At 43.5% G+C, this 22,498-nt stretch carries 23 protein-coding genes; 19 read left to right on the top strand and 4 right to left on the bottom strand.

All coding sequences use genetic code 11. The annotated features are described in order from the left end of the window. Positions 1-35 precede the first annotated feature (35 nt). From MOF34_RS11085 to MOF34_RS11055, 7 genes are all read left to right on the top strand, one after another. Entirely contained in the window at positions 36-689 is a 654-nt protein-coding gene (locus MOF34_RS11085; RefSeq protein ID WP_003225911.1) for an O-methyltransferase, read from the top strand. 5 nt (positions 690-694) lie between these two features. Then, complete coding sequence (locus MOF34_RS11080) at positions 695-1,624, top strand: peptidase U32 family protein (protein WP_268400172.1); 930 nt, start codon at positions 695-697, stop codon at positions 1,622-1,624. Between the two features lie 18 nt (positions 1,625-1,642). After that, positions 1,643-2,911: a peptidase U32 family protein gene (locus MOF34_RS11075; RefSeq protein ID WP_268400171.1), complete on the top strand. Its 1,269-nt coding sequence runs from the start codon at positions 1,643-1,645 to the stop codon at positions 2,909-2,911. A gap of 5 nt (positions 2,912-2,916) precedes the next feature. Next, positions 2,917-3,552 carry a uridine kinase gene (udk, locus tag MOF34_RS11070; RefSeq protein ID WP_003225916.1) on the top strand — a complete coding sequence of 212 codons (636 nt, stop codon included), beginning with the start codon at positions 2,917-2,919 and terminating at the stop codon, positions 3,550-3,552. Between the two features lie 250 nt (positions 3,553-3,802). Then, the gene (gene greA / locus MOF34_RS11065) at positions 3,803-4,276 is read left to right on the top strand and encodes a transcription elongation factor GreA (RefSeq protein ID WP_019715204.1); all 474 of its coding nucleotides are present in this window, start codon (positions 3,803-3,805) and stop codon (positions 4,274-4,276) included. A 54-nt stretch (positions 4,277-4,330) separates the two neighbouring features. Then, on the top strand, positions 4,331-6,085 hold the full coding sequence (locus MOF34_RS11060) for a peptidoglycan D,D-transpeptidase FtsI family protein (RefSeq protein WP_268400170.1): 1,755 nt from the start codon (positions 4,331-4,333) through the stop codon (positions 6,083-6,085). Between the two features lie 64 nt (positions 6,086-6,149). Beyond that, positions 6,150-6,833 carry a YrrS family protein gene (locus tag MOF34_RS11055; RefSeq protein WP_268400169.1) on the top strand — a complete coding sequence of 228 codons (684 nt, stop codon included), beginning with the start codon at positions 6,150-6,152 and terminating at the stop codon, positions 6,831-6,833. A 36-nt stretch (positions 6,834-6,869) separates the two neighbouring features. Here the strand turns inward: MOF34_RS11055 and MOF34_RS11050 are convergent, their stop codons facing one another. After that, on the bottom strand, positions 6,870-7,073 hold the full coding sequence (locus MOF34_RS11050; RefSeq protein ID WP_003225924.1) for a YrzA family protein: 204 nt from the start codon (positions 7,071-7,073) through the stop codon (positions 6,870-6,872). Positions 7,074-7,264: 191 nt separating this feature from the next. On the opposite strand from MOF34_RS11050, the gene MOF34_RS11045 reads away from it, so the two are divergent. The 5 genes from MOF34_RS11045 to MOF34_RS11025 all read left to right on the top strand — a co-directional run bounded on the left by MOF34_RS11045 (position 7,265) and on the right by MOF34_RS11025 (position 11,063). Continuing rightward, positions 7,265-7,906, top strand: a complete 642-nt coding sequence (locus MOF34_RS11045; RefSeq protein WP_268400168.1) for a class I SAM-dependent methyltransferase — start codon at positions 7,265-7,267, stop codon at positions 7,904-7,906. A 20-nt stretch (positions 7,907-7,926) separates the two neighbouring features. After that, positions 7,927-8,622, top strand: a complete 696-nt coding sequence (gene mtnN / locus MOF34_RS11040; RefSeq protein WP_268400167.1) for a 5'-methylthioadenosine/S-adenosylhomocysteine nucleosidase — start codon at positions 7,927-7,929, stop codon at positions 8,620-8,622. A gap of 63 nt (positions 8,623-8,685) precedes the next feature. Further along, positions 8,686-9,609 carry an O-acetylserine dependent cystathionine beta-synthase gene (locus MOF34_RS11035; protein WP_268400166.1) on the top strand — a complete coding sequence of 308 codons (924 nt, stop codon included), beginning with the start codon at positions 8,686-8,688 and terminating at the stop codon, positions 9,607-9,609. Between the two features lies 1 nt (position 9,610). Beyond that, complete coding sequence (locus MOF34_RS11030) at positions 9,611-10,750, top strand: bifunctional cystathionine gamma-lyase/homocysteine desulfhydrase (RefSeq protein WP_268400165.1); 1,140 nt, start codon at positions 9,611-9,613, stop codon at positions 10,748-10,750. Positions 10,751-10,832: 82 nt separating this feature from the next. After that, a complete protein-coding gene (locus MOF34_RS11025; protein WP_268400164.1) occupies positions 10,833-11,063 on the top strand; it encodes a YrhC family protein in 231 nt (76 codons plus the stop codon). A 36-nt stretch (positions 11,064-11,099) separates the two neighbouring features. Here MOF34_RS11025 and MOF34_RS11020 read toward each other — a convergent pair whose 3' ends face one another. Then, positions 11,100-11,582: a DUF1641 domain-containing protein gene (locus MOF34_RS11020; RefSeq protein WP_268400163.1), complete on the bottom strand. Its 483-nt coding sequence runs from the start codon at positions 11,580-11,582 to the stop codon at positions 11,100-11,102. An 18-nt stretch (positions 11,583-11,600) separates the two neighbouring features. After that, positions 11,601-14,543, bottom strand: a complete 2,943-nt coding sequence (gene fdhF / locus MOF34_RS11015; protein ID WP_268400183.1) for a formate dehydrogenase subunit alpha — start codon at positions 14,541-14,543, stop codon at positions 11,601-11,603. Positions 14,544-14,857: 314 nt separating this feature from the next. Between fdhF and MOF34_RS11010 the strand changes: the two genes are divergently transcribed. From MOF34_RS11010 to cypB, 7 genes are all read left to right on the top strand, one after another. Continuing rightward, positions 14,858-15,226 (top strand): DUF2294 domain-containing protein, encoded by a 369-nt coding sequence (locus MOF34_RS11010; RefSeq protein WP_268400162.1) that lies wholly within the window; start codon positions 14,858-14,860, stop codon positions 15,224-15,226. A 262-nt stretch (positions 15,227-15,488) separates the two neighbouring features. Next, the gene (locus MOF34_RS11005; protein ID WP_268400161.1) at positions 15,489-16,289 is read left to right on the top strand and encodes a formate/nitrite transporter family protein; all 801 of its coding nucleotides are present in this window, start codon (positions 15,489-15,491) and stop codon (positions 16,287-16,289) included. A 389-nt stretch (positions 16,290-16,678) separates the two neighbouring features. Further along, on the top strand, positions 16,679-16,828 hold the full coding sequence (locus tag MOF34_RS11000; RefSeq protein ID WP_003237348.1) for a YrzI family small protein: 150 nt from the start codon (positions 16,679-16,681) through the stop codon (positions 16,826-16,828). Positions 16,829-16,984: 156 nt separating this feature from the next. Next, positions 16,985-17,143 carry a hypothetical protein gene (locus MOF34_RS10995; RefSeq protein WP_138921988.1) on the top strand — a complete coding sequence of 53 codons (159 nt, stop codon included), beginning with the start codon at positions 16,985-16,987 and terminating at the stop codon, positions 17,141-17,143. 186 nt (positions 17,144-17,329) lie between these two features. Then, positions 17,330-17,869, top strand: coding sequence for a class I SAM-dependent methyltransferase (locus MOF34_RS10990; RefSeq protein WP_268400160.1), 540 nt, complete (start codon positions 17,330-17,332; stop codon positions 17,867-17,869). A 214-nt stretch (positions 17,870-18,083) separates the two neighbouring features. Next, positions 18,084-18,665, top strand: a complete 582-nt coding sequence (gene fatR, locus MOF34_RS10985; protein WP_268400159.1) for a transcriptional regulator FatR — start codon at positions 18,084-18,086, stop codon at positions 18,663-18,665. Between the two features lie 19 nt (positions 18,666-18,684). Next, positions 18,685-21,849, top strand: coding sequence for a bifunctional cytochrome P450/NADPH--P450 reductase CypB (gene cypB, locus MOF34_RS10980; protein WP_268400158.1), 3,165 nt, complete (start codon positions 18,685-18,687; stop codon positions 21,847-21,849). A gap of 238 nt (positions 21,850-22,087) precedes the next feature. Here cypB and MOF34_RS10975 read toward each other — a convergent pair whose 3' ends face one another. After that, a complete protein-coding gene (locus MOF34_RS10975) occupies positions 22,088-22,384 on the bottom strand; it encodes a YrhK family protein (protein WP_019715191.1) in 297 nt (98 codons plus the stop codon). Positions 22,385-22,498: the final 114 nt, after the last annotated feature.

Genomic DNA, 22,498 nt, shown 5'->3' with positions numbered 1-22,498 from the left:
GGGGCACTCCTTTTTAGAACGGGAGGCTGTTTGTTGTGACTGACCGGTATGAACAAATAAATGACTATATAGAAGCATTATTGAAGCCTCGGCCGGAAAACGTGAAGAAGCTTGAAGCATATGCAGAAGAACATCATGTCCCGATCATGGAAAAAGCGGGCATGGAGGTGCTGCTTCAAATCTTGTCTGTGAAACAGCCGAAAAAAATACTAGAAATCGGAACGGCCATTGGTTATTCAGCCATTCGAATGGCGCTGGAGCTGCCGTCTGCTGAAATATATACAATTGAACGCAATGAGAAACGGCATGAAGAAGCGGTAAACAATATCAAGGAATTTCAGCTTGATGACCGAATTCATGTTTTTTACGGAGACGCGCTTGAATTAGCCGACGCTGTTCATGTAACCGCGCCTTACGATGTCATTTTTATTGACGCTGCAAAAGGTCAGTATCAAAACTTTTTTCATTTATATGAACCGATGCTTTCACCGGACGGGGTGATTTTAACAGACAACGTGCTGTTTAAAGGTCTGGTGGCGGAGGATTACAGCAAAATAGAACCGAAAAGAAGGCGCAGGCTGATAACAAAAATTGATGAATATAATCATTGGCTGATGAATCATCCAGATTATCAAACTGCGATCATTCCTGTCGGGGACGGACTTGCGATTAGTAAAAAGAAGAGGTGAACGTCATGAAAAAACCAGAGCTCTTAGTGACGCCGACGAGTACGGCGGATATTTTGCCACTGATACAGGCGGGAGCAACTGCGTTTTTAGTAGGGGAACAGAGATACGGCTTGAGATTAGCCGGAGAATTTTCTCGTGAAGATATAACAAAAGCCGTAGAAATTGCTCACAAAGAAGGGGCAAACGTATACGTTGCTGTAAATGCAATTTTCCATAACGATAAAGTAGGGGAGCTTGGAGAATATCTGGCTTTCTTAGCGGAAACCGGTGTCGATGCAGCGGTATTCGGCGATCCTGCCGTGCTTATGGCTGCTCGTGAATCTGCGCCTGACCTGAAGCTTCATTGGAACACAGAGACGACAGGCACCAACTACTATACATGCAACTACTGGGGGCGAAAAGGCGCGGCGCGTTCTGTGCTTGCCAGAGAGTTAAACATGGACAGCATTGTGGAGATTAAAGAAAACGCTGAAGTCGAAATTGAAATCCACGTGCATGGAATGACGTGCATGTTCCAATCCAAGCGTTCTTTGATTGGAAACTATTTTGAATACCAAGGCAAAGTCATGGACATTGAAGGAAAGAAAAAAGAATCAGGCATGTTCTTGCATGATAAAGAACGTGATAATAAATATCCGATTTTCGAAGATGAAAACGGCACGCACATCATGAGCCCGAACGATGTGTGCATCATTGATGAGCTTGAGGAATTGATAGATGCAGGCATTGATTCTTTCAAAATTGATGGTGTCCTGAAAACGCCTGAATACCTAATAGAAGTCACCAAAATGTACAGAGAAGCGATTGATCTGTGTGTTGAAAACCGTGATGAATACGAAGCGAAAAAAGAAAACTGGATCGAACGCATAGAAAGCATACAGCCAGTTAACAGAAAGATTGATACCGGGTTCTTCTTCAAAGAAACGGTTTATTAATCAGAAGGAGGTTAAGCTATGACTGCCGTAAATGATAAAATATCCACAATTGTCAATGGGAAGCATGTGATTACAAAAAAGCCGGAGCTTCTCGCACCTGCGGGTAATCTTGAAAAGCTGAAAATTGCTGTTCATTACGGAGCGGACGCGGTCTTTATCGGAGGACAGGAATACGGGTTGCGCTCAAATGCTGACAACTTTACGATCGAAGAAATTGCAGAAGGCGTTGAATTCGCGAAACAATATGGCGCGAAGATCTACGTAACGACAAATATTTTCGCCCATAATGAAAACATGGACGGGCTTGAAGAATACTTGAAAGCACTTGGAGACGCCAACGTTGCCGGCATCATTGTGGCAGATCCGCTTATTATCGAAACATGCCGAAGAGTGGCGCCGAATGTTGAGGTTCACTTGAGCACACAGCAGTCTCTTTCAAACTGGAAGGCTGTCCAGTTCTGGAAGGAAGAAGGCCTTGACCGCGTTGTGCTGGCACGTGAAACAAGCGCTCTCGAAATCCGAGAAATGAAAGAAAAAGTAGATATCGAAATTGAATCGTTTATTCACGGAGCGATGTGTATCGCGTATTCCGGCCGCTGTGTCCTGAGCAATCACATGACAGCGCGGGATTCCAACCGCGGAGGCTGCTGCCAGTCATGCCGCTGGGATTATGACCTGTATCAAACAGACGGTGCTAACGCCGTTGCTTTGTATGGTGAAGAAGATGCGCCATTTGCCATGAGCCCGAAAGATTTGAAGCTGATAGAATCTATTCCGAAAATGATCGAAATGGGCATCGACAGCTTAAAAATTGAAGGCCGCATGAAATCAATTCACTATGTAGCAACAGTTGTCAGCGTATACCGCAAAGTCATTGATGCTTATTGCGCTGATCCGGATAACTTTGTGATTCAAAAAGAATGGCTTGAAGAGCTTGATAAGTGCGCCAACCGGGACACTGCGACAGCTTTCTTTGAAGGAACGCCAGGCTATGAAGAGCAAATGTTCGGTGAGCACGCCAAAAAAACGACGTTTGATTTTGTCGGCTTAGTGCTGAATTATGATGAAGACACACAAATGGTCACACTTCAGCAGCGTAATTTCTTCAAAAAAGGCGACGAAGTGGAATTTTTCGGTCCGGAAATTGAAAACTTTACACATACGATTGAAACCATTTGGGACGAAGACGGTAATGAGCTAGATGCTGCCCGCCATCCCCTGCAAATTGTCAAATTCAAACTAGACAAAAAGATATATCCGAGCAACATGATGAGAAAGGGGAAGTAACACCCATGGGTAAGAATCCAGTAGTCATTGGAATCGCAGGAGGTTCCGGTTCAGGAAAAACGAGTGTCACACGGTCGATTTATGAACAATTTAAAGGACACTCGATTTTAATGATCCAGCAAGACCTTTATTATAAAGACCAAAGCCATCTTCCGTTTGAAGAAAGGCTGAACACAAACTATGATCATCCGCTTGCGTTTGATAATGACTATTTAATCGAGCATATTCAGGATCTATTGAATTACCGCCCGATTGAAAAGCCGATTTACGACTATAAGCTTCACACACGTTCAGAGGAAACGGTTCACGTAGAGCCCAAGGACGTTATTATCCTTGAAGGCATTCTAGTTCTTGAAGACAAAAGGCTCCGTGATCTGATGGATATCAAGCTTTACGTTGATACAGACGCTGACTTGCGTATCATCAGACGGATTATGAGAGATATTAATGAGCGCGGCCGCTCTATTGACTCTGTCATTGAACAATATGTGTCAGTTGTCCGTCCGATGCATAACCAATTTGTCGAGCCAACGAAACGATACGCTGATATTATTATCCCGGAAGGCGGACAGAATCACGTCGCAATTGATCTAATGGTCACAAAAATCCAAACCATTCTTGAACAAAACGCGATTTTGTAATACCATAGCATAGACATAAATAACTCTGACCATATTATGTATAGGCAGGAAGGGGATGTGCAAATTCCCTTCTTTCCCTGTTTATAAACGCGAAATATTTGCAGAACGACAAGATTCAGTTTAAGATAAACAGTACCTATATGGGAGAGAAGAACGAGGACTGCCCTGTGTTCTCATTCTTGTATTTTTTAGTTTATGCTCTCATACATAATCGAAGATGTTGAGGGACAACCAGAAGGAGTGAAGGGACATGGCACAAGAGAAAGTTTTTCCTATGACTGTAGAAGGAAAACAAAAACTTGAACAAGAATTAGAATATTTGAAAACGGTTAAACGAAAAGAAGTAGTAGAACGCATCAAAATTGCGAGAAGTTTCGGAGACCTTTCCGAGAACTCTGAATACGATTCAGCGAAAGAAGAGCAGGCATTCGTAGAGGGTCGTGTAACGACTCTTGAAAATATGATCCGCAACGCCAAAATCATTGAAGATGACGGCGGCTCTAACGTTGTCGGTTTGGGAAAAACCGTCACTTTCGTCGAACTGCCTGACGGTGACGAAGAATCATATACAATCGTTGGAAGCGCTGAAGCTGATCCGTTTGAAGGAAAAATCTCAAACGATTCACCGATCGCAAAAAGCCTGCTGGGCAAAAAAGTAGATGAAGAAGTCACAGTTCAAACACCGGGCGGAGAAATGCTCGTGAAAATTGTGAAAATTTCATAATATCCGTTTAGCAAAGAAATACCTCGTCCACAATGTGGGTGAGGTGTTTTTTTTATGAAGATATCGAAACGAATGAAGCTGGCAGTGATTGCATTTTTGATCGTGTTTTTTCTGCTTCTGCTGAGGCTGGCGGAGATCCAGCTGTTTTTCACAGAATCATTTTCAAAAAAGAAAATCAATCTGATCCAGGAAAGCGTGAAACAGCGGACGGAGGAAGTGCTCATTTCTGACGGAAGAGGCTCCTTTTTGGATCGAAACGGGCAGGCGCTGACCGGTAAAAGCGAGCCTGCGGTTGTTTTGTTCCCTTTTTTGCTGACGCAGGATTGGCCGATCAAAAAGGTTGCGGACATAATCGGCATGTCTGAAGATGAACTGCACCAGACACTCGCAAAGGCGAAAAAACCGGTCATTTTGCAACAAAAGAAAATCAAAACACTTTCGAAACAATCCATCACAAAAATCAATTCTTTGAAATATCCCGGCATTTACGGCGTATATATGGAGAATGAAGACAAGCCCAGCCTTGCTTCACATACGATAGGGAGCACAAATCAAGATCCGGCGCTTCTCCGCAAGAAATATCCTGATAAGGAGAACCTTCCAATTACAACAGAAATCGGTACAACAGGTTTAGAACGGACATTTGATGAGTTTTTGCTTCCGGAACAAGACACAAAGCTTTTATATCATGTGGATGGAAAAGGAAACCCTTTGTTCGGCATGGACGTCAAATATACAGCTGAAGCCAATACATTTTATCCGCTCCAGATCAAAACAACGATCGATCAAAGCATACAAAAAGCGATGGAGGAGATATTGGATGAACAGGGGCTGAAAAAAGGAGGAGCTGTGCTGCTGGACATCGAAAATAGCAGCGTTCTGGGAATTGTAAGCAAACCGGATGCCGATGTTTCACGGCAAAACACGCTTCAAAATTATATGCTGACGCCAATCTATCCCGGTTCTGTTTTTAAAACAGTCATTGCCGCAGCTGCGATCGAAAATGATACGGTGAAGCCGAGCCAAACCTTTAATTGTAATTTAAACCTGTACGGGGAACCGGGTGACGACAAAGGAACCTTGTCTTTTGATGAAAGTTTTGCCCAAAGCTGCAACTACACATTTACGAGCCTTGCAGAACAATTAATGAAAAAAGACAGCTCGGTTATTGAAGACATGTCCGAAAAGCTGGCTCTCACTGATCGGGCAGGCTGGGAAGGAAAACTATATCACGAAACAGATTTCCGCCAGTTCTATAACGAAAAAAGCGGTGTGATTTGGGGGGATGATAAAGACAAAACAGTCAAAAAAGCCATTGCACAAACAGCGATCGGGCAGAAAAATGTAAAGGTAACGCCGCTCGAGGTAGCCAATATGATGGCGACAATCGCCCGTGGCGGAGATAAGCGGCAGGTGAAAATCGCTGAGCAAATTGAATATAAAAACGGCACAACACTCGTTACGTTTAAAGATCAGAAGCTTAAAGGAGAAACGATAGATAAATATACGGCACAGCAGCTTCAAAAAATGCTGCGGCGGGTGGTGGAATCTCCTTCCGGAACGGGCAGAAGGTTTCAGGATCTTCCGTATACTGTAGCAGGGAAGTCAGGAACAGCCCAGACAGGCAAGCTTTCAAAAGAGAAAGAAACGCTCTATGAAAAATGGTTTGCAGGATATTTTCCTGCGGATAAGCCGAAATACGCTCTTGTCGTTTTACACATGGATACGCCGGGGGATAAGGCTCTGACAAATTCGGTGTTTTATGATATTGTTAAAAACGTACACAAAATTGAAATCAATAAGAAATAGAACAACTTCTCAGCACATGGTAAAATATATGCTGAGCCAAGAGGGATAAAGGAGTGCAGAATTATTGAGCAATAATCAATCTCGTTATGAAAACCGTGATAAGCGCAGGAAAGCTAATTTAGTGCTTAACATTTTAATCGCAATCGTATCCATATTAATTGTCGTAGTAGCAGCTAATCTCTTCATTAACAGTCCTTCTAGCAAAGATGTCAGCAAGGATTCTGAAACAGCGCAATCTCCGGCTTCAGGAAAGACGGAAAAGAAATCGGACGAAGATATAAAAGACAGCAAGAAAGATACTTCTGACAGCGAAAAGGATTCTGAGAAATCTTCTGATTCCAAAGAGGATGATTCTTCTTCTAAAAGTGATGATTCTGATTCAGGCTCAAGCTCAGATTCAGATGACCCGCTTAAAGACGCAAAAGTTACTGAAGGCGGCTCATCAAGCGACGTGGAAAAAACGTATGAAAATCCTGACTGGAAAGCAGTCGGAACTGAGCAGACGGGCGAGCACGCCGCAACTTATGACTCAAGTTCACAAGACTGGGCTGAAATGCTAAATGCCATTTCATATGCAACCGGTGTTTCAACAGATAACATGACGGTGCTATGGCTCGGTAACAACGGCAGCCCTCAGGATGCCAAAGGCAAGATTTTAGACAAGACGACTGGGGATAAATATCAAGTCACGATTACATGGGTTGATAAAAAAGGCTGGAAGCCGACAAAAGTAGAGAAACTAAAATAAACAAAAGCAGCCGGTTTAGAGCCGGCTGCTTTTGTTTTAGGCCTCAGCTGCGAAGTGAACAACCGCGCTGTACAATATTCTGCCGTCTGCCACAGCAGTTTGGTGTGAAACAGATTTCACCCGGAGCATGATGGCTTTATTGTTTTCAATTTGGGTATTGATTTTCTTTTCAAGCTCTTGCAATGAAGCCGCTTCAAAAAATTCCACTTTGTCTTTTATCAAATCTAATTGAAAATTCATGTCTAGACCCTCCAGCTTTCACAAGTCATATGAAGTATAAGCTTTTTTGCGGTAAGCGCGCAATATAGATGGCATAAAATACACGGAGTGTTTTAGTACCTGCTTTCCAGAAGATGTGGTAAGATAGGAACTGTTCCATCATTAATTCATAGTATGCTTATAGGAATTATAAAATATGGAGTGTGACAAATATGGGACGTGAATTTATTCCTCTCTTTGAAGATTGGGCAGCAACTTATGACCAAACAGTACAAGGTTTTGATATTCAGTATAAAGAAGCGTTCAGAGGCTACGATGATATCCTTGAGTCCATCGTCAGCAGATCTGGAACGCATGTGTTAGAATTTGGCCCGGGGACGGGGAATTTGACAGCCAAGCTGCTGGAAGCGGGCAAATCTGTATTTGGAATTGAACCGTCTCCCGCAATGCGTAAATTAGCTTCTGACAAGCTTTCAGGCAGGGCGGAAATCGTTGACGGAGACTTCCTGACATTTCCTGAACCTCCATTTCATGCTGACACAATTGTCAGTTCATATGCTTTTCATCATTTGACCGACGAAGAAAAGCGGGCTGCCATAAAGCATTATGGCAAATACCTTCACTGGCATGATAGAATAGTGTTTGCCGATACCGTCTTTGAAGATATGCAAGCATATCAACAGGCTATTGATAAAGCCCGTTCTCAAAGCTTCAATCAGCTGGCACATGATTTAGAGACGGAGCATTATCCTACATTGGATGCGTTGAAAGCGATGTTTACGGCTGAAGGTTTTGCAGTCCAATTCACTCAGCAAAACGACTTCGTGTGGATAATGGAGGCGATCAAACGGTAAAGTGAAGGGAATGTGAATAGATGAAACTAGCAGTCATCGGAGCAATGGAAGAGGAAGTTACCATCCTAAGAAGCAAACTTGAAAATGCAAAAACAGAAACAATCGCACACTGTGAATTTACAACAGGCGAATTTGAAGGAACTGAAGTGATTCTTTTAAAATCAGGAATTGGAAAAGTAAATGCTGCCATCAGCACAACGCTTCTGCTTGACCGTTACAAGCCTGATTATGTCATTAACACAGGCTCAGCGGGCGGATTTCATCATACACTGAATGTAGGAGATGTCGTGATTTCTACCGACGTTCGCCACCATGATGTTGATGTAACAGCCTTTGATTATGAGTACGGTCAGGTTCCGGGTCTTCCGGCTGCTTATGCGGCAGATGAAAAACTAATCAACATCACTGAAGAAGCGATTTCTGAATTAGACGGCATTCAGGTTGCAAAAGGAACAATCGCAACAGGCGATTCTTTCATGAACGATCCAAAGCGGGTTGAAGAGGTGCGTGCGAGATTTTCTGATCTGTACGCGGTTGAAATGGAGGCTGCGGCAGTGGCTCAAGTATGCCATCAATTTAAAACGCCGTTTGTCGTCATCAGAGCGTTATCTGATATCGCAGGAAAAGAATCACATGTATCATTTGACCAATTTTTAGAGCAGGCGGCTGTCAATTCAACAGAGCTTGTGTTAAAAGTGATCAAACGAATTCATTAAAAACGGGGGAGAATTCTCCTCCGTTTTCCCTAAAAACAACCTCTATCAAGGAGGAGGACATATATGACTGTTATTACGGACATTACCGAGCTGATTGGGAACACACCGCTTCTCCGCCTGAAGAACTTTGATGTTCCTGAGGGAGTCGCAGTGTATGCCAAGCTTGAAATGATGAATCCCGGCGGAAGCATCAAAGACAGACTGGGAGATATGCTGATCCGTGACGCGCTGGAGTCGGGAAAGGTGAAGCCTGGCGGAGTGATTATAGAAGCCACGGCAGGCAATACAGGGATCGGCCTTGCGCTGAGTGCCAGAAAATATGGATTACAAGCGATTTTCTGTGTTCCCGAACATTTCAGCACAGAGAAACAGCAAATTATGCAAGCGCTTGGCGCATCGATCATTCATACACCGCGTCAAGACGGAATGCAGGGAGCCATTCAAAAAGCCATTCAGCTGGAGACAGAAATTGAAAATTCTTATTGTGTTTTGCAATTTAAAAACCAAGTAAATCCATCGACTTACTATAAGACACTTGGGCCTGAAATATGGGAAGCGCTTGACGGCAATATTCATACGTTCGTCGCAGGGGCAGGATCAGGGGGCACATTCGCAGGAACTGCATCCTTCTTAAAAGAAAAAAATCCAGCAGTCAAAACAGTGATTGTTGAACCAGAGGGCTCCATCTTAAATGGAGGAGAGCCGCATGCTCATAAAACAGAAGGCATCGGCATGGAATTCATCCCCGATTATATGAATGAGAGCCATTTTGATGAGATCTACACCGTAACAGATGAGAATGCGTTTAGACTTGTGAAAGAAGCGGCGGAAAAAGAAGGTCTGCTGATCGGAAGCTCTTCAGGTGCAGCACTTTATGCAGCATTGAAGGAAGCAAAAAAAGCATCCGCAGGTACAAACATTGTCACTGTATTTCCTGACAGCAGTGATCGTTATATCAGCAAACAAATATACGAAGGAGGCATCTGATATGAAGAAAAAAACATTGATGATACATGGCGGGATTACAGGCGATGAAAAAACAGGCGCGGTTTCCGTGCCCATTTATCAAGTAAGCACGTACAAGCAACCGAAAGCAGGGCAGCATACCGGCTATGAGTATTCAAGAACGGCCAATCCGACAAGGTCCGCTCTCGAAGCACTTGTGACAGAGCTGGAAGGCGGGGAAGCAGGCTATGCGTTCAGTTCTGGAATGGCTGCTATTACAGCGGTTATGATGCTGTTTAACAGCGGAGATCATGTCGTGTTGACTGATGATGTGTACGGCGGAACATACCGCGTAATGACAAAGGTGCTTAATCGTCTTGGTATTGAATCAACATTTGTCGATACAAGCAACAGAGAAGAAGTCGAAAAAGCGATTCGTCCAAACACAAAAGCCATTTATATTGAGACACCGACAAACCCGCTGCTCAAAATCACTGACTTGGCGTTAATGGCTGATACCGCAAAAAAAGCGGGTGTTCTTCTTATTGTCGACAATACCTTTAACACTCCTTATTTTCAGCAGCCGCTCACTTTAGGAGCTGATATTGTGCTTCACAGTGCGACAAAATATCTTGGCGGACACAGTGACGTCGTCGGCGGTTTAGTTGTGACAGCTTCGAAAGAGCTTGGAGAAGAGCTGCATTTTGTTCAAAACTCCACAGGCGGCGTCCTTGGCCCTCAAGATTCCTGGCTGTTAATGAGAGGAATCAAAACGTTGGGACTCAGAATGGAAGCGATCGACCAAAATGCGCGAAGTATTGCAAGTTTTCTGGAGAATCATCCTGGTGTCCAAACGTTATATTATCCTGGTTCTTCAAATCATCCCGGACATGAGCTTGCAAAAACACAAGGGTCTGGCTTCGGTGGCATGATCTCGTTTGATATCGGCAGTGAAGAGCGGGTTGATGCATTTTTAGGGAATCTGAAACTGTTTACCATTGCTGAAAGCCTGGGAGCGGTGGAAAGCTTAATTTCTGTTCCGGCAAGAATGACACATGCCTCTATTCCGAGAGAGCGCCGGCTTGAACTAGGCATTACGGACGGATTAATCAGAATTTCTGTAGGAATAGAAGATGCGGAAGATTTGCTGGAAGATATCAAGGAAGCGCTTGAAAATATATAACAAATGGATAGAATTACTTTCCCTGTAAGCTGCCAGATTATATTATAATAGTCGTATACTCTGAATCTGGCAGGTGATTCTTTTGAATAAAAATAGAATGAAATCTTTAAAAGAAGACTACAAGCATTTTGCTTTTACATTGCTTGCAGTCAGCACTTTTTTATATATAGGCGCAGTTCTTCCCGATCAAGGCTTAACGCTAGGCCAGAAATCGATGATGTTTTTAGCGGATTGCGTGTTTTTAGCAGGAGCCTTCTTTTGCGTTGATCGTTCATTGATTTACAAGAAGCGTTTGGAAGAAGTCGACGAATAAAAAAACAGCCATCAACTCAGGGATGGCTGTTTTTTATTATTTTTCCTGCAGTTCTTTTCCCATGCCTTTTAAAAACTGAAGGCCGAAGCCGACGGCTCTGTTGATATCAGGATCGTTCATTGCTTTTAAAAGGTCAAGAATTCCTACTTTTTTATCTTCTTTTAAAAAGCTTTGCGCCTGTTCAGTTCCAGCCATCACGCTTTCTAAAAGCCTTCCTGTGAACACAGGATCTGCTTTTGTTAATGCGCCTCCTGCGGCCATCATCGTGTTAATGAGATTGGTGACAGGCTCACGCGAAACTTGGCCAAGCGCAATCTTGGCGATGTCTTCCTTCGCTCTCAACATGCTTGTTGCCGCATCAAAAATGCCAAGTTCATTGAGTTCATTCATTAACGTCATCGTTTTAGAGACGGCATCCTCATTTTCCGCCAGCAGCTCTTTCAGCTCTTCTATTTTTTCAAGCTTAATTTGTTCTGCTGTTTTTGTTTCTTTTTTAATTGTCGTAATTGGAGTGGCCATTCGTTTTCCTCCTTTCGTTTAATCAGTCAGATGGACATAGCCCGGACGGTTCCATTTTCTTTCTGCTTCGACCCCGTTTTGCGGATGCCGTTTTTTGTTGCGCGGATTTGTTTTCGGAAGCGGCGCTGTTTCGCAGCCCCCAAGCACCTCCATGCGGACCATCGTCTGTTTATATGCAGGCGTGTTCGTCCGTTTATCAGCTGCAGGCCCCGTCAGGAAATTAATCGCTGACTCTTTGTCTGTTGAGTTCATTGGCAGATAAAGTTCATTTTTCCGCACACGGTCTGTGACCAGCGCGTTTAATTTGACTGCTCCGAACGGTGAAACGAGCCGTACAAGCGAACCGTCACAAACCCCCCGCTCCTGTGCTAGTTCAGGCGAGATTTCAACAAATATATTCGGCACTTTTGATTGAATGCCTTTCGATTTATTTGTCATGTTTCCTTCGTGGAAATGCTCCAGCATCCGGCCGTTATTGATATGAAGATCATATTCTTCCGGAAATGCCGCTGGCTCAGTCCAATCAGAAAGGGCAAAGCGGGCTTTTTTGTCAGGGAAATTAAATCCGTCTTCATACAGAAGCGGTGTGCTTTCACCTGAGTAGCTGCCCCATAGGAAGCTGTTCCAGCCTTCAAGCACCTCATAACTTGCTTTGGCAAACAGAGGAGAAAGGCTCGCCATTTCTGAGAAAATGTCACTTGGATGGCTGTAATTCCAGTTTGCTCCTAAGCGGTTTGCCACCTCTTGAATGATCCACCAATCCGGTTTCGCGTCACCAAGTGTCGGCAGCGCCTGATATAATCGCTGCACGCGGCGTTCTGTATTGGTAAATGTTCCGTCTTTCTCAAGTGAAGGAGTAGCCGGTAAAACGACATCCGCATATTGAGCTGTTCTTGACAAGAAAATATCCTGAACCACAAAGAAATCGAGGCTTGATAAAATATCATGCACATGGTTGGCATTTGAATCAACAAGTGCCATATCCTCACCGACAAGGTACATAGCTTTCATTTTTCCTTCTTCAATGGAATGAAGCATTTGAATATTATCTAAACCAGGCTTTCCATCAATCGTGACACCATAAGCCTCTTCAAATTTAGCGCGGGCTTTGTCATCTGTAATATGCTGATATCCCGGCAGCCAGCCAGGCAGTGTCCCCATATCGCAAGCGCCTTGTACATTATTGTGTCCGCGCAGAGGATAAGCGCCGGCACCCGGACGGCGATAGTTACCTGTAGCGAGAAGCAGGTTTGAAATCGCTGCTGACGTATCAGAACCGCCTGTATTTTGTGTGACACCCATTCCCCAAAGGACACAAGTGCCGTCAGCGTCACGAATCATTTCTGCAATTCGAATGATGTTTTCTTTAGAAAGGCCTGTGATGCGTTCCGCATAATCAAGCGTATAGGTTTTTAGCGTTTCTTTATAATCTTCAAAGTAATTCACGTTCTCATCAATAAACGCCTGGTCGTGCCAGCCTTGATCGATCATATATTTCGTAACAGCCATCAGCCAAACTTGGTCTGTACCTTGTTTAGGGCTGATGAATAGATCAGACCTCTCAGCCATTTCATTCTTGCGCAAGTCGGCAACAATCAGTTTTTGACCGTGGAGCTTGTGCGCCCGTTTGACACGTGTAGCAAGCACAGGGTGTCCTTCTGCCGGATTGGCGCCGACAATGATGACGAGACCGGCTTTGGCAATATCTTTAATCGTGCCGGCGTCACCGCCCATGCCGACAGTGCGGAACAATCCGTCTGTAGCAGGAGACTGGCAGTAGCGTGAGCAGTTATCGACATTGTTTGTTTCAAATACCTGACGCGCTAATTTTTGAATGACATAGTTTTCTTCATTCGTAATTTTAGAAGAAGAAATAAACCCGACAGATCCATTGCCGTACTGCTCTTTAATTGATCCTAATCTGCTAGCGACAAGATCGAGGGCTTCTTCCCAAGAAGATTCCACAAAAGCCCCGTTTTTACGGATTAAAGGCTTTGTGATCCGCTCTTCAGAATTGACGAAATCCCAGCCGAATTTCCCTTTGACACATGTAGAAATCGCGTTAACCGGAGCGTCAGAAACAGGCTGAATCTTTAAAATATCCCGTCCTTTTGTCCATACTTCAAAAGAACATCCGACACCGCAGAATGTACATACAGTTTTGGTTTTTTTCGTTCTCGTTTCACGCATTGCCGCTTCGACTTCAGAAATGGCAAAAATGCTGCCATACCCAGGTTCAACGTTTTTCACGAGGTCAATCATCGGCTCCATGACATCCTCCTTGATGCCTGTCATAAAGCCAGCCTGCCCGAGCATTGATTTTTCCATCAGCGCATTACATGGGCATACTGTGACACATTGGCCGCAGCTGACACAAGAAGATTCATTGATCGGAACTCCCTCATCCCATATCACGCGAGGACGTTCGCGTTCCCAGTCGATTGAAAGTGTTTCATTTACCTGAAGGTTTTGACACACCTCAACACACTGGCCGCAAGCAATACATTGGTTTGGATCATAGCGGTAAAACGGGTGAGACATATCAACCGCGCAAGACGGGTCTTCTTTTGGCGTGTATGGGTATTTTTGATGCTCGATCCCCATCATTTCCGCTGTATTATGCAGTGTACAGTTCCCATTGTTATTATCGCAAACTGTACAATACAGCAAGTGATTTTCAAGAAGGCGGTCCATCGCTTCGGTTTGTGCTTCTTTCACACGACTTCCCGAAAGATCAATTGACATTCCATTTTCTGCGGCCGTAGAGCATGAACGAACCAGCTTGCCGTTTGCCTCTACAATGCAAGTATCACAAGTTTGAATCGGGTCAACCTCTGGAACGTGGCAAATCTGCGGATACTCAATCCCGTTTTCATTTAAAATGTCTAATATTGTGGCCCCTGCTCGTGCTTGAATTTCTGTTCCGTCAACACGGACTTTGATCGACTTAACGTCCATCATATTCATATTCCCCTCCATCTTTCTTTCAAGAAGTCAAAAAAAGCCATGTATAGATACACCTGTCCTTAATGCTAAGAAGGTGTAAACACACATGGCGGAATAGTTCACTAGCAAGTCTTACTAACAGACCAATCCTTGATTTTTATAAACCGATAGACTCATAACAAGATCCTATTACAAATCCATCAACACTGCTTTTATTATAAAGTGATATTTATTATAATACAATATATCAGGAAAATTTTAACCTAGTGAAATGTCCTGAGGGGAACCGGGAAAAGCCTTATGAGGCAGTATCGGAAGGGGTAATCAGCATGTCTAAAAAAATTCATGAGTTCAATGATATTATTCGAAAACTTCGCAAAGAATTGTTCGGCAAAGGGCCTGAACGGATTCATACTGTATTTGTAGAAAATATGGCAGTCTCAACACTGTACGGAAATCTGAGTGCAAGCGAGCAGTTTATCGCCCGCACACCTGAAGGCAGGGAAATGGTACATGCGGCCCGGACAAGCCTGATTCAAGATCTTTATTCCAAACAAACGCCGGAAGGAATGGAGGAACTGATGGGGGCTAAGCTTGTCCATTTGTTTTCTGATATTAAAATTGAGGAAAATATCGCTGTATCTGTGTTTGTCTTTGACAAAAAAATAGATGATCAAAAAGAAACTCTGCAAATCTAGCATATTTGCCATTGACACAAATTTGTCACATTTGATATGATGTTGCTACAGTTATAGAAGGCAAAAAGCGATGGGATTGTATGCACGAATTGTATATATTCTCTTTCAATATCTTAATTCTGCTTGATATTGTTGTATGGGTATGCACACAAGTTAGGCAGCATTCAAACGCCTGTTTTACACAGGTTATTTGAGTGCTGCCTTTTTTAGTGCCTTTCTGCCATAACTGTGAGAAAAGAAGAAATAATGGAGGCGTTTTAGTATGGCTTTTCGGAAACCGGATGAAATAGCGGATGCAGCAATTGAAGCAGGGGTGAAAAAAGTAAAGCTGCCGCTGCCGTCTCTGCTTGTGCTGGGGTTTTTAGGAGGCGCATTTATCGCGCTTGGGTACTTGCTTGATATCAGGGTAATCGGGGACCTTCCGAAAGAATGGGGAAGCCTGTCCAGCTTGATCGGGGCTGCAGTATTTCCCGTCGGTCTGATCCTTGTGGTTCTTGCTGGCGCTGAACTGATCACAGGAAATATGATGTCCGTTGCGATGGCTTTATTTTCGAGAAAAATATCAGTAAAAGAATTGGCGGTTAACTGGGGAATTGTCACGATTATGAACTTAATCGGCGCATTATTTGTTGCTTATTTTTTCGGGCATATGGTTGGATTAACTGAAACAGGCCCTTATTTAGACAAAACAATCGCCGTTGCACAAGGAAAGCTCGATATGAGCTTCGGCAAGGTTCTCATTTCCGGCATCGGCTGTAACTGGCTTGTATGTCTTGCCGTTTGGCTTTCTTTCAGCGCTCAAGACGGAGCAGGAAAAATTCTTGGCATCTGGTTCCCAATTATGGCTTTTGTGGCAATCGGATTTCAGCACGTTGTCGCCAACATGTTTGTGATACCCGCTGCCATATTTGCTGGCTCGTTCACGTGGGGGCAGTTTATCGGAAACATCATTCCGGCTTTTATCGGCAATGTCATCGGCGGAGCGGTATTTGTCGGTCTCATTTACTTTATCGCATATCATAAGAAAGACCGCTCCAGAAAAGAAATGAAGCAGGTATCATGATCAAAGGACAAATCTATTCCATGATTTGCACAATTTTCCTCCATTTTTAGAAAAAGATGTTTACAAAATGGAATTTAGTGGATATACTTACAAAGTAAGAAAAAGCAAAGGAGGCTGAACAAAATGACAATGAGACAACGACGTCAACCAGTACGTGATACACAAGTAAAAGTTCATGGTTCATTCAGCCTGTGGAAGAGTTCGTGTCCTTCCTTAACCGATGCTTATCGCACGCATTAAATTCGGAATTAGTCGGACATACGCAACTCCCCGCAGGCAGTAGAGGCATTGGTGTCTTCTTTTGTCTGCGGTTTTTATTTACCCGCGGCAGAAGGACTGATGCCGCGGGTTATTTCGCTTGAAGCGGACTTTGAAAGGGGGTGAGCGATATGACGATTAACCTTTTCTTTTTAACGTTAACGATTAACAAACGGTTTAAAAGCCCGGAAGAATTCGAACGAGAACAGCAGATTGAGCAGATTTATGATGAAATGAAAGAGTCTCAGTTAAAGCATCTTTATTTAACAAACTGGCGCTAAAAGCAATGAAAAAGCTGAAGGGGGAGATGACATATGCTTAGAATGGAATTATTGATGCATTATACAATGGAGAAGGACCAAGTTTAGCGAAACAGCTGTCAAGAAAATGCCGGCCTGCATATCATAAATCAATGTTACAGCAAGGCAGGTGATGGCATGATGAACGATTATCAAAAAAGGCTGCCGTCGATAGGCCATGGTTATGCGTCCATGCCGCATTCCTTCAAACATGGTTATGGAAATCCATTCCGCCAGCAGAGGCTGATGGCCGTACAGCAGCAGAGGCTGTATGTATTCCCTTATCATTGGCATTAGAAAGAGGGCAGAAAACATTTTGTTTTCTGCTTTTTTGGCGAAAAAATGAAAAAGTTCAGTTTCATTGAAACATTTTTAAACACATTGCCGTCTAGTTGATATCTTCATATCTATTTAGAAATGAAGGTGATGTTTATTTTTCGAATATAATAAATAAACATAGGAAACCAAAAGCAGGTGTTTAAAATGCTAGAAAGTAGACTCTATAAACGATCGAATCTTTTGAAATTATTTTCTCGGAAATATAAGCAAACCCAAACAATTGAGCATATGATGATGGACTCTTTAGACATACAAAAAAATGACAGAATTTTAGAAATTGGAGTCGGAAAGGGCACTGCCTTTAAGTGCATAACAGAGAAACTGGAAAAGGGAAGCTTAAAAAGCATTGACCCTTCAAAGCGAAAGGTGAGGCAAATATCACGCGCGAATCGAAACATGGGAAAAGGGGAGATTTTTCATGGCTATCCTGAGAACATTCCTTTTGATGACCGTACCTTTAATAAAGTGTTTTCCTTACATACGGTTCAGAGCTGCACTGATATGAGGCTTGCACTAAGAGAAATTTACCGGGTGCTTCAAATTGACGGCCGGTTCTACATCAGTATTGATGGAAATACTGATGTGAAAGAGAAAATGTATATTCAACTGCTGAAAGACCAGCATTTCAGGGATCTTTCTGCCATTAGGCGTGATTCTTGTCTTTGCATTGTGGCTGTTAAATAAAATCATTTCTCGGGAAATATATTCAGTGACGCCTCTTGGGTATATTTTCTTAATTTATAATTTTTTGCATATATTTTATATTAAAATAAGTTTTTTTCATATAAACTGATTACATAAGAAAGGGTAAAGAGGTGATATCAGACAGATTGGAGATTCATTATGAACTAGCGGAATGAATATTCATTCCGTAATGAATTGGAGGTTGTAACAACATATGTTATCCGCATCCAGCAGTAAATACGACATGATTATGAAAGCGTCGGTCTCACTTTTTACGGAAAGGGGATTTAATGCTACCACTATCCCGATGATAGCTGAACGAGCTCATGTGGGAACAGGGACGATCTATCGTTATTTTGACAGCAAAGAAACACTCGTCAACGTATTGTTTCAGGAAAGCATCCAGCGCTTTACGGAAAAGTTGAAGCGAGATTTTTCGGAATTGCCTGTCAGAGAAGGCTTCCACCACGTATTTTGCTGTCTCGTTCAATTTACGAAAGAGAGTGACTATGCGCTATTTTTTCTTGATACGAAAAAAGACGCTCATTACTTAAATGACACTAGCAGAAAAATGATAGAACATCTGACTCATATGCTTGATGACTATTTTAACAAGGGAAAAGCAGAAGGTGTAATTCGCAGCTTGCCCTCTAATGTGTTAATTGCGATTGTGCTAGGGGCATTTCTCAAGATATATCAACTCGTCCAAACGGGTGATATAGAGATGGACATAAATTTAATTACTGAATTGGAACAATGCTGCTGGGACGCCATCAAGCTTCATTCATCACAATAATAGGAGAGGAAGATGTATTATGAAACAGGCAAGTGCAATACCTCAGCCCAAAACATACGGACCTTTAAAAAATCTTCCGCATCTGGAAAAAGAGCAGCTTTCTCAATCCTTATGGCGGATTGCCGATGAATTGGGTCCGATTTTCCGTTTCGATTTTCCAGGGATGTCCAGTGTTTTTGTATCCGGCCACAACCTCGTGGCAGAAGTGTGTGATGAAAGCCGCTTTGACAAAAACCTTGGCAAAGGCTTGCTAAAGGTGCGCGAATTCGGCGGAGACGGCTTATTTACAAGCTGGACGCACGAACCGATTTGGCAAAAAGCCCACCGCATTTTGCTTCCGAGTTTCAGTCAAAAAGCGATGAAAGGCTATCATTCTATGATGCTGGATATCGCAACCCAGCTGATTCAAAAATGGAGCCGGCTTAATCCTGATGAAGAAATTGAAGTAGCGGACGACATGACCCGTTTGACGCTTGATACAATCGGGCTATGCGGGTTTAACTATCGCTTCAACAGCTTTTACCGTGATTCTCAGCATCCGTTTATCACCAGTATGCTCCGTGCCTTAAAAGAGGCGATGAATCAATCGAAAAGACTGGGCCTGCAAGATAAGATGATGGTGAAAACGAAGCTGCAGTTCCAAAAGGATATAGAAGTCATGAACTCCCTGGTCGATAGAATGATAGCGGAGCGAAAAGCGAATCCAGATGAAGACATTAAGGACCTTTTATCACTCATGCTTTATGCCAAAGATCCTGTAACTGGTGAAACGCTCGATGATGAAAACATCAGACACCAAATTATAACATTTTTAATTGCAGGGCATGAAACAACAAGCGGTTTGCTTTCCTTTGCGATTTACTGTCTGCTTACACATCCGGAAAAACTGAAGAAAGCTCAGGAGGAAGCAGATCGCGTGTTGACGGATGACACGCCGGAATATACACAAATCCAGCAGCTGAAATACATTCGGATGGTTTTAAATGAAACACTGAGGCTGTATCCAACAGCTCCTGCCTTTTCTCTCTATGCCAAGGAAGACACTGTTCTAGGCGGGGAATACCCGATCAGCAAAGGGCAGCCTGTCACCGTTTTAATTCCGAAACTGCACCGGGATCAAAACGCTTGGGGAGAGGATGCAGAAGATTTTCGTCCGGAACGGTTTGAAGACCCTTCGCGTATTCCTCACCATGCGTATAAGCCGTTTGGAAATGGGCAGAGAGCTTGTATTGGCATGCAGTTTGCTCTCCAAGAAGCGACAATGGTTCTCGGTCTTGTATTAAAGCATTTTGATTTGATAAACCATACTGGCTACAAACTACAAATCAAAGAAGCATTAACGATCAAGCCGGATGATTTTAAAATTACTGTGAAACCTCGGAAAACAGCAGCAATCAATGTACAGAGAAAAGAACAGGCTGACACCAAAACAGAAACGAAGCCAAGAGAAACAAAACCTAAACACGGAACACCTTTACTCGTTCTTTACGGTTCAAATCTTGGGACAGCGGAAGGGATAGCCGGTGAACTGTCTGCTTACGGCCGCCAGATGGGCTTTACAGCCGAAACGGCTCCGCTTGATGATTATATCGGCAAGCTTCCTGAGCAAGGCGCAGTCGTCATCGTTACGGCTTCTTATAATGGGGCACCGCCTGATAATGCTGCCGGCTTTGTAAAGTGGCTGGAAGGGCTTGAGGAAGGCAGATTGAATGGTGTTTCCTATGCGGTATTCGGCTGTGGAAACCGGAGCTGGGCCAGCACGTATCAGCGGATTCCCCGCCTGATAGATGACATGTTGAAAGCAAAAGGGGCATCACGTTTAACAGCGATTGGGGAAGGCGATGCCGCCGATGATTTTGAAAGCCATCGCGAGTCGTGGGAAAACCGCTTCTGGAAGGAAACGATGGAAGCATTTGATATAAACGAAATATCTCAGAAAGAAGACAGACCTTCATTATCCATTACTTTTCTCAGTGAAGCGACGGAAACGCCGCTTGCCAAAGCATATGGCGCGTTTGAAGGGAAGGTTTTGGAGAACCGGGAGCTCCAGATGGCTGATAGCCCGCGTTCCACCCGGCATATTGAATTGCAGATTCCTGACGCCAAAACATATAAAGAAGGCGATCATATCGGCATACTGCCAAAAAACAGCCAGAAGCTTGTTCAGCGGGTCCTCAGCCGATTCGATTTGCAGTCCAATCATGTGATAAAAATGAGCGGCGGCCCTCATATGGCTCACCTTCCGATGGATCGGCCAATCAAAGTGACGGATTTATTGGCGTCCTATGTGGAGCTGCAGGACCCGGCTTCAAGGCTTCAGCTGCGGGAGCTGGCTTCTTATACAGTCTGTCCGCCGCATAAAAAAGAGCTGGAACAGCTCGTTTCAGACGATGGCATTTATAAAGAGCAGGTACTGGCAAAACGTCTCACCATGCTTGATCTTTTAGAGGATTACCCTGCCTGCGAAATGCCGTTTGAGCGGTTTTTAGCACTTTTGCCATCACTAAAACCGAGATATTATTCCATTTCAAGCTCACCGAAAGTCAATGCCAATATCGTGAGCATGACAGTAGGCGTTGTTAAAGACTCAGCCTGGAGCGGGCGAGGCGAATACCGGGGCGTCGCCTCTAATTATTTAGCAGAGCTGAATACAGGTGATGCAGCAGCCTGCTTCATCCGAACGCCGCAATCCGGATTCCAGATGCCAGATGACCCTGAAACCCCTATGATTATGGTCGGACCGGGTACAGGAATTGCGCCATTCAGGGGCTTTATTCAGGCAAGATCTGTTTTGAAGAAGGAAGGAAGCGCGCTTGGTGAAGCTCTTTTATACTTCGGCTGCCGACGCCCCGATCATGATGATCTTTACAGAGAAGAGCTGGATCAAGCGGAACAGGATGGTTTGGTGACAATCGGCCGATGCTACTCACGCGTTGAAAACGAACCAAAAGAATATGTCCAGCACTTGCTCAAACAAGATACGCAGAAATTGATGTCATTCATTGAAAAAGGGGCTCACATTTATGTATGCGGTGATGGATCGCAAATGGCTCCTGATGTAGAGAATACTTTGCGTCAGGCATATGAAGCTGAAAAAGGAGCAAGTCAGGAAGAATCAGCCGATTGGCTGCAAAAGCTGCAAGATCAAAAACGTTATGTAAAAGACGTTTGGACAGGAATGTAATAAAAATAAAATCCCGCCATCAATCAGGTTGGCGGGATTGCTTTGCATGTGAGAAAAACCGGCACGATAATGAAATCTACTGAAAAGGATGTTATAGGGAGTATCGCGCCGGCCTTATTGTTAATATCGTCTTACGGGGACAAAAGTTTAGGTTTTTTCCTTTTTTTAAAACGAATAGTCTAAAAGTCTCGTTTGAGATTTAAGGGCTGGTTTTTTGGCTTTTGTTCTCGCCTATTTCTCAAGAAGAGGCATCTGTTGAAGATCGATGTTTAAATTGGCGCTCCACATGTTTTCGGTAATGAAAGTCATGAATCAGCCGAATCGTGGGCCTGATTAACAGCAGCAAGCTCCCAATCACAAACAGCCATATCCCTGCCGACATTAGTTGATCATAAAAAAAGAAAAAGCTCCCGACGAGAAACAAAGCACCAATGATAAAATCGTTTACTGTATAAAGAATCTTATATCGTTTTTTGAAGAAAAGTTCATAGCGGTTCAGTTCTTTGTTGATGTTATGCTCTTCATTAGCTGCCACTATCATCCCTCCATTCTATTTTGGCTTACCCTCACGTAAACGACATGTAAACATAAGAATGGCCTCGGAAAATAGAGTGGTCAGATAATGATCAGCAACGTTTTTAAATAGGAC

It is taken from the genome of Bacillus sp. T17B1 (assembly GCF_026796395.1).
Taxonomy (GTDB): domain Bacteria; phylum Bacillota; class Bacilli; order Bacillales; family Bacillaceae; genus Bacillus; species Bacillus spizizenii_A.
Note: the sequence above shows the minus strand (reverse complement) of the source record. Positions and strands in the feature narration are given on the sequence as shown.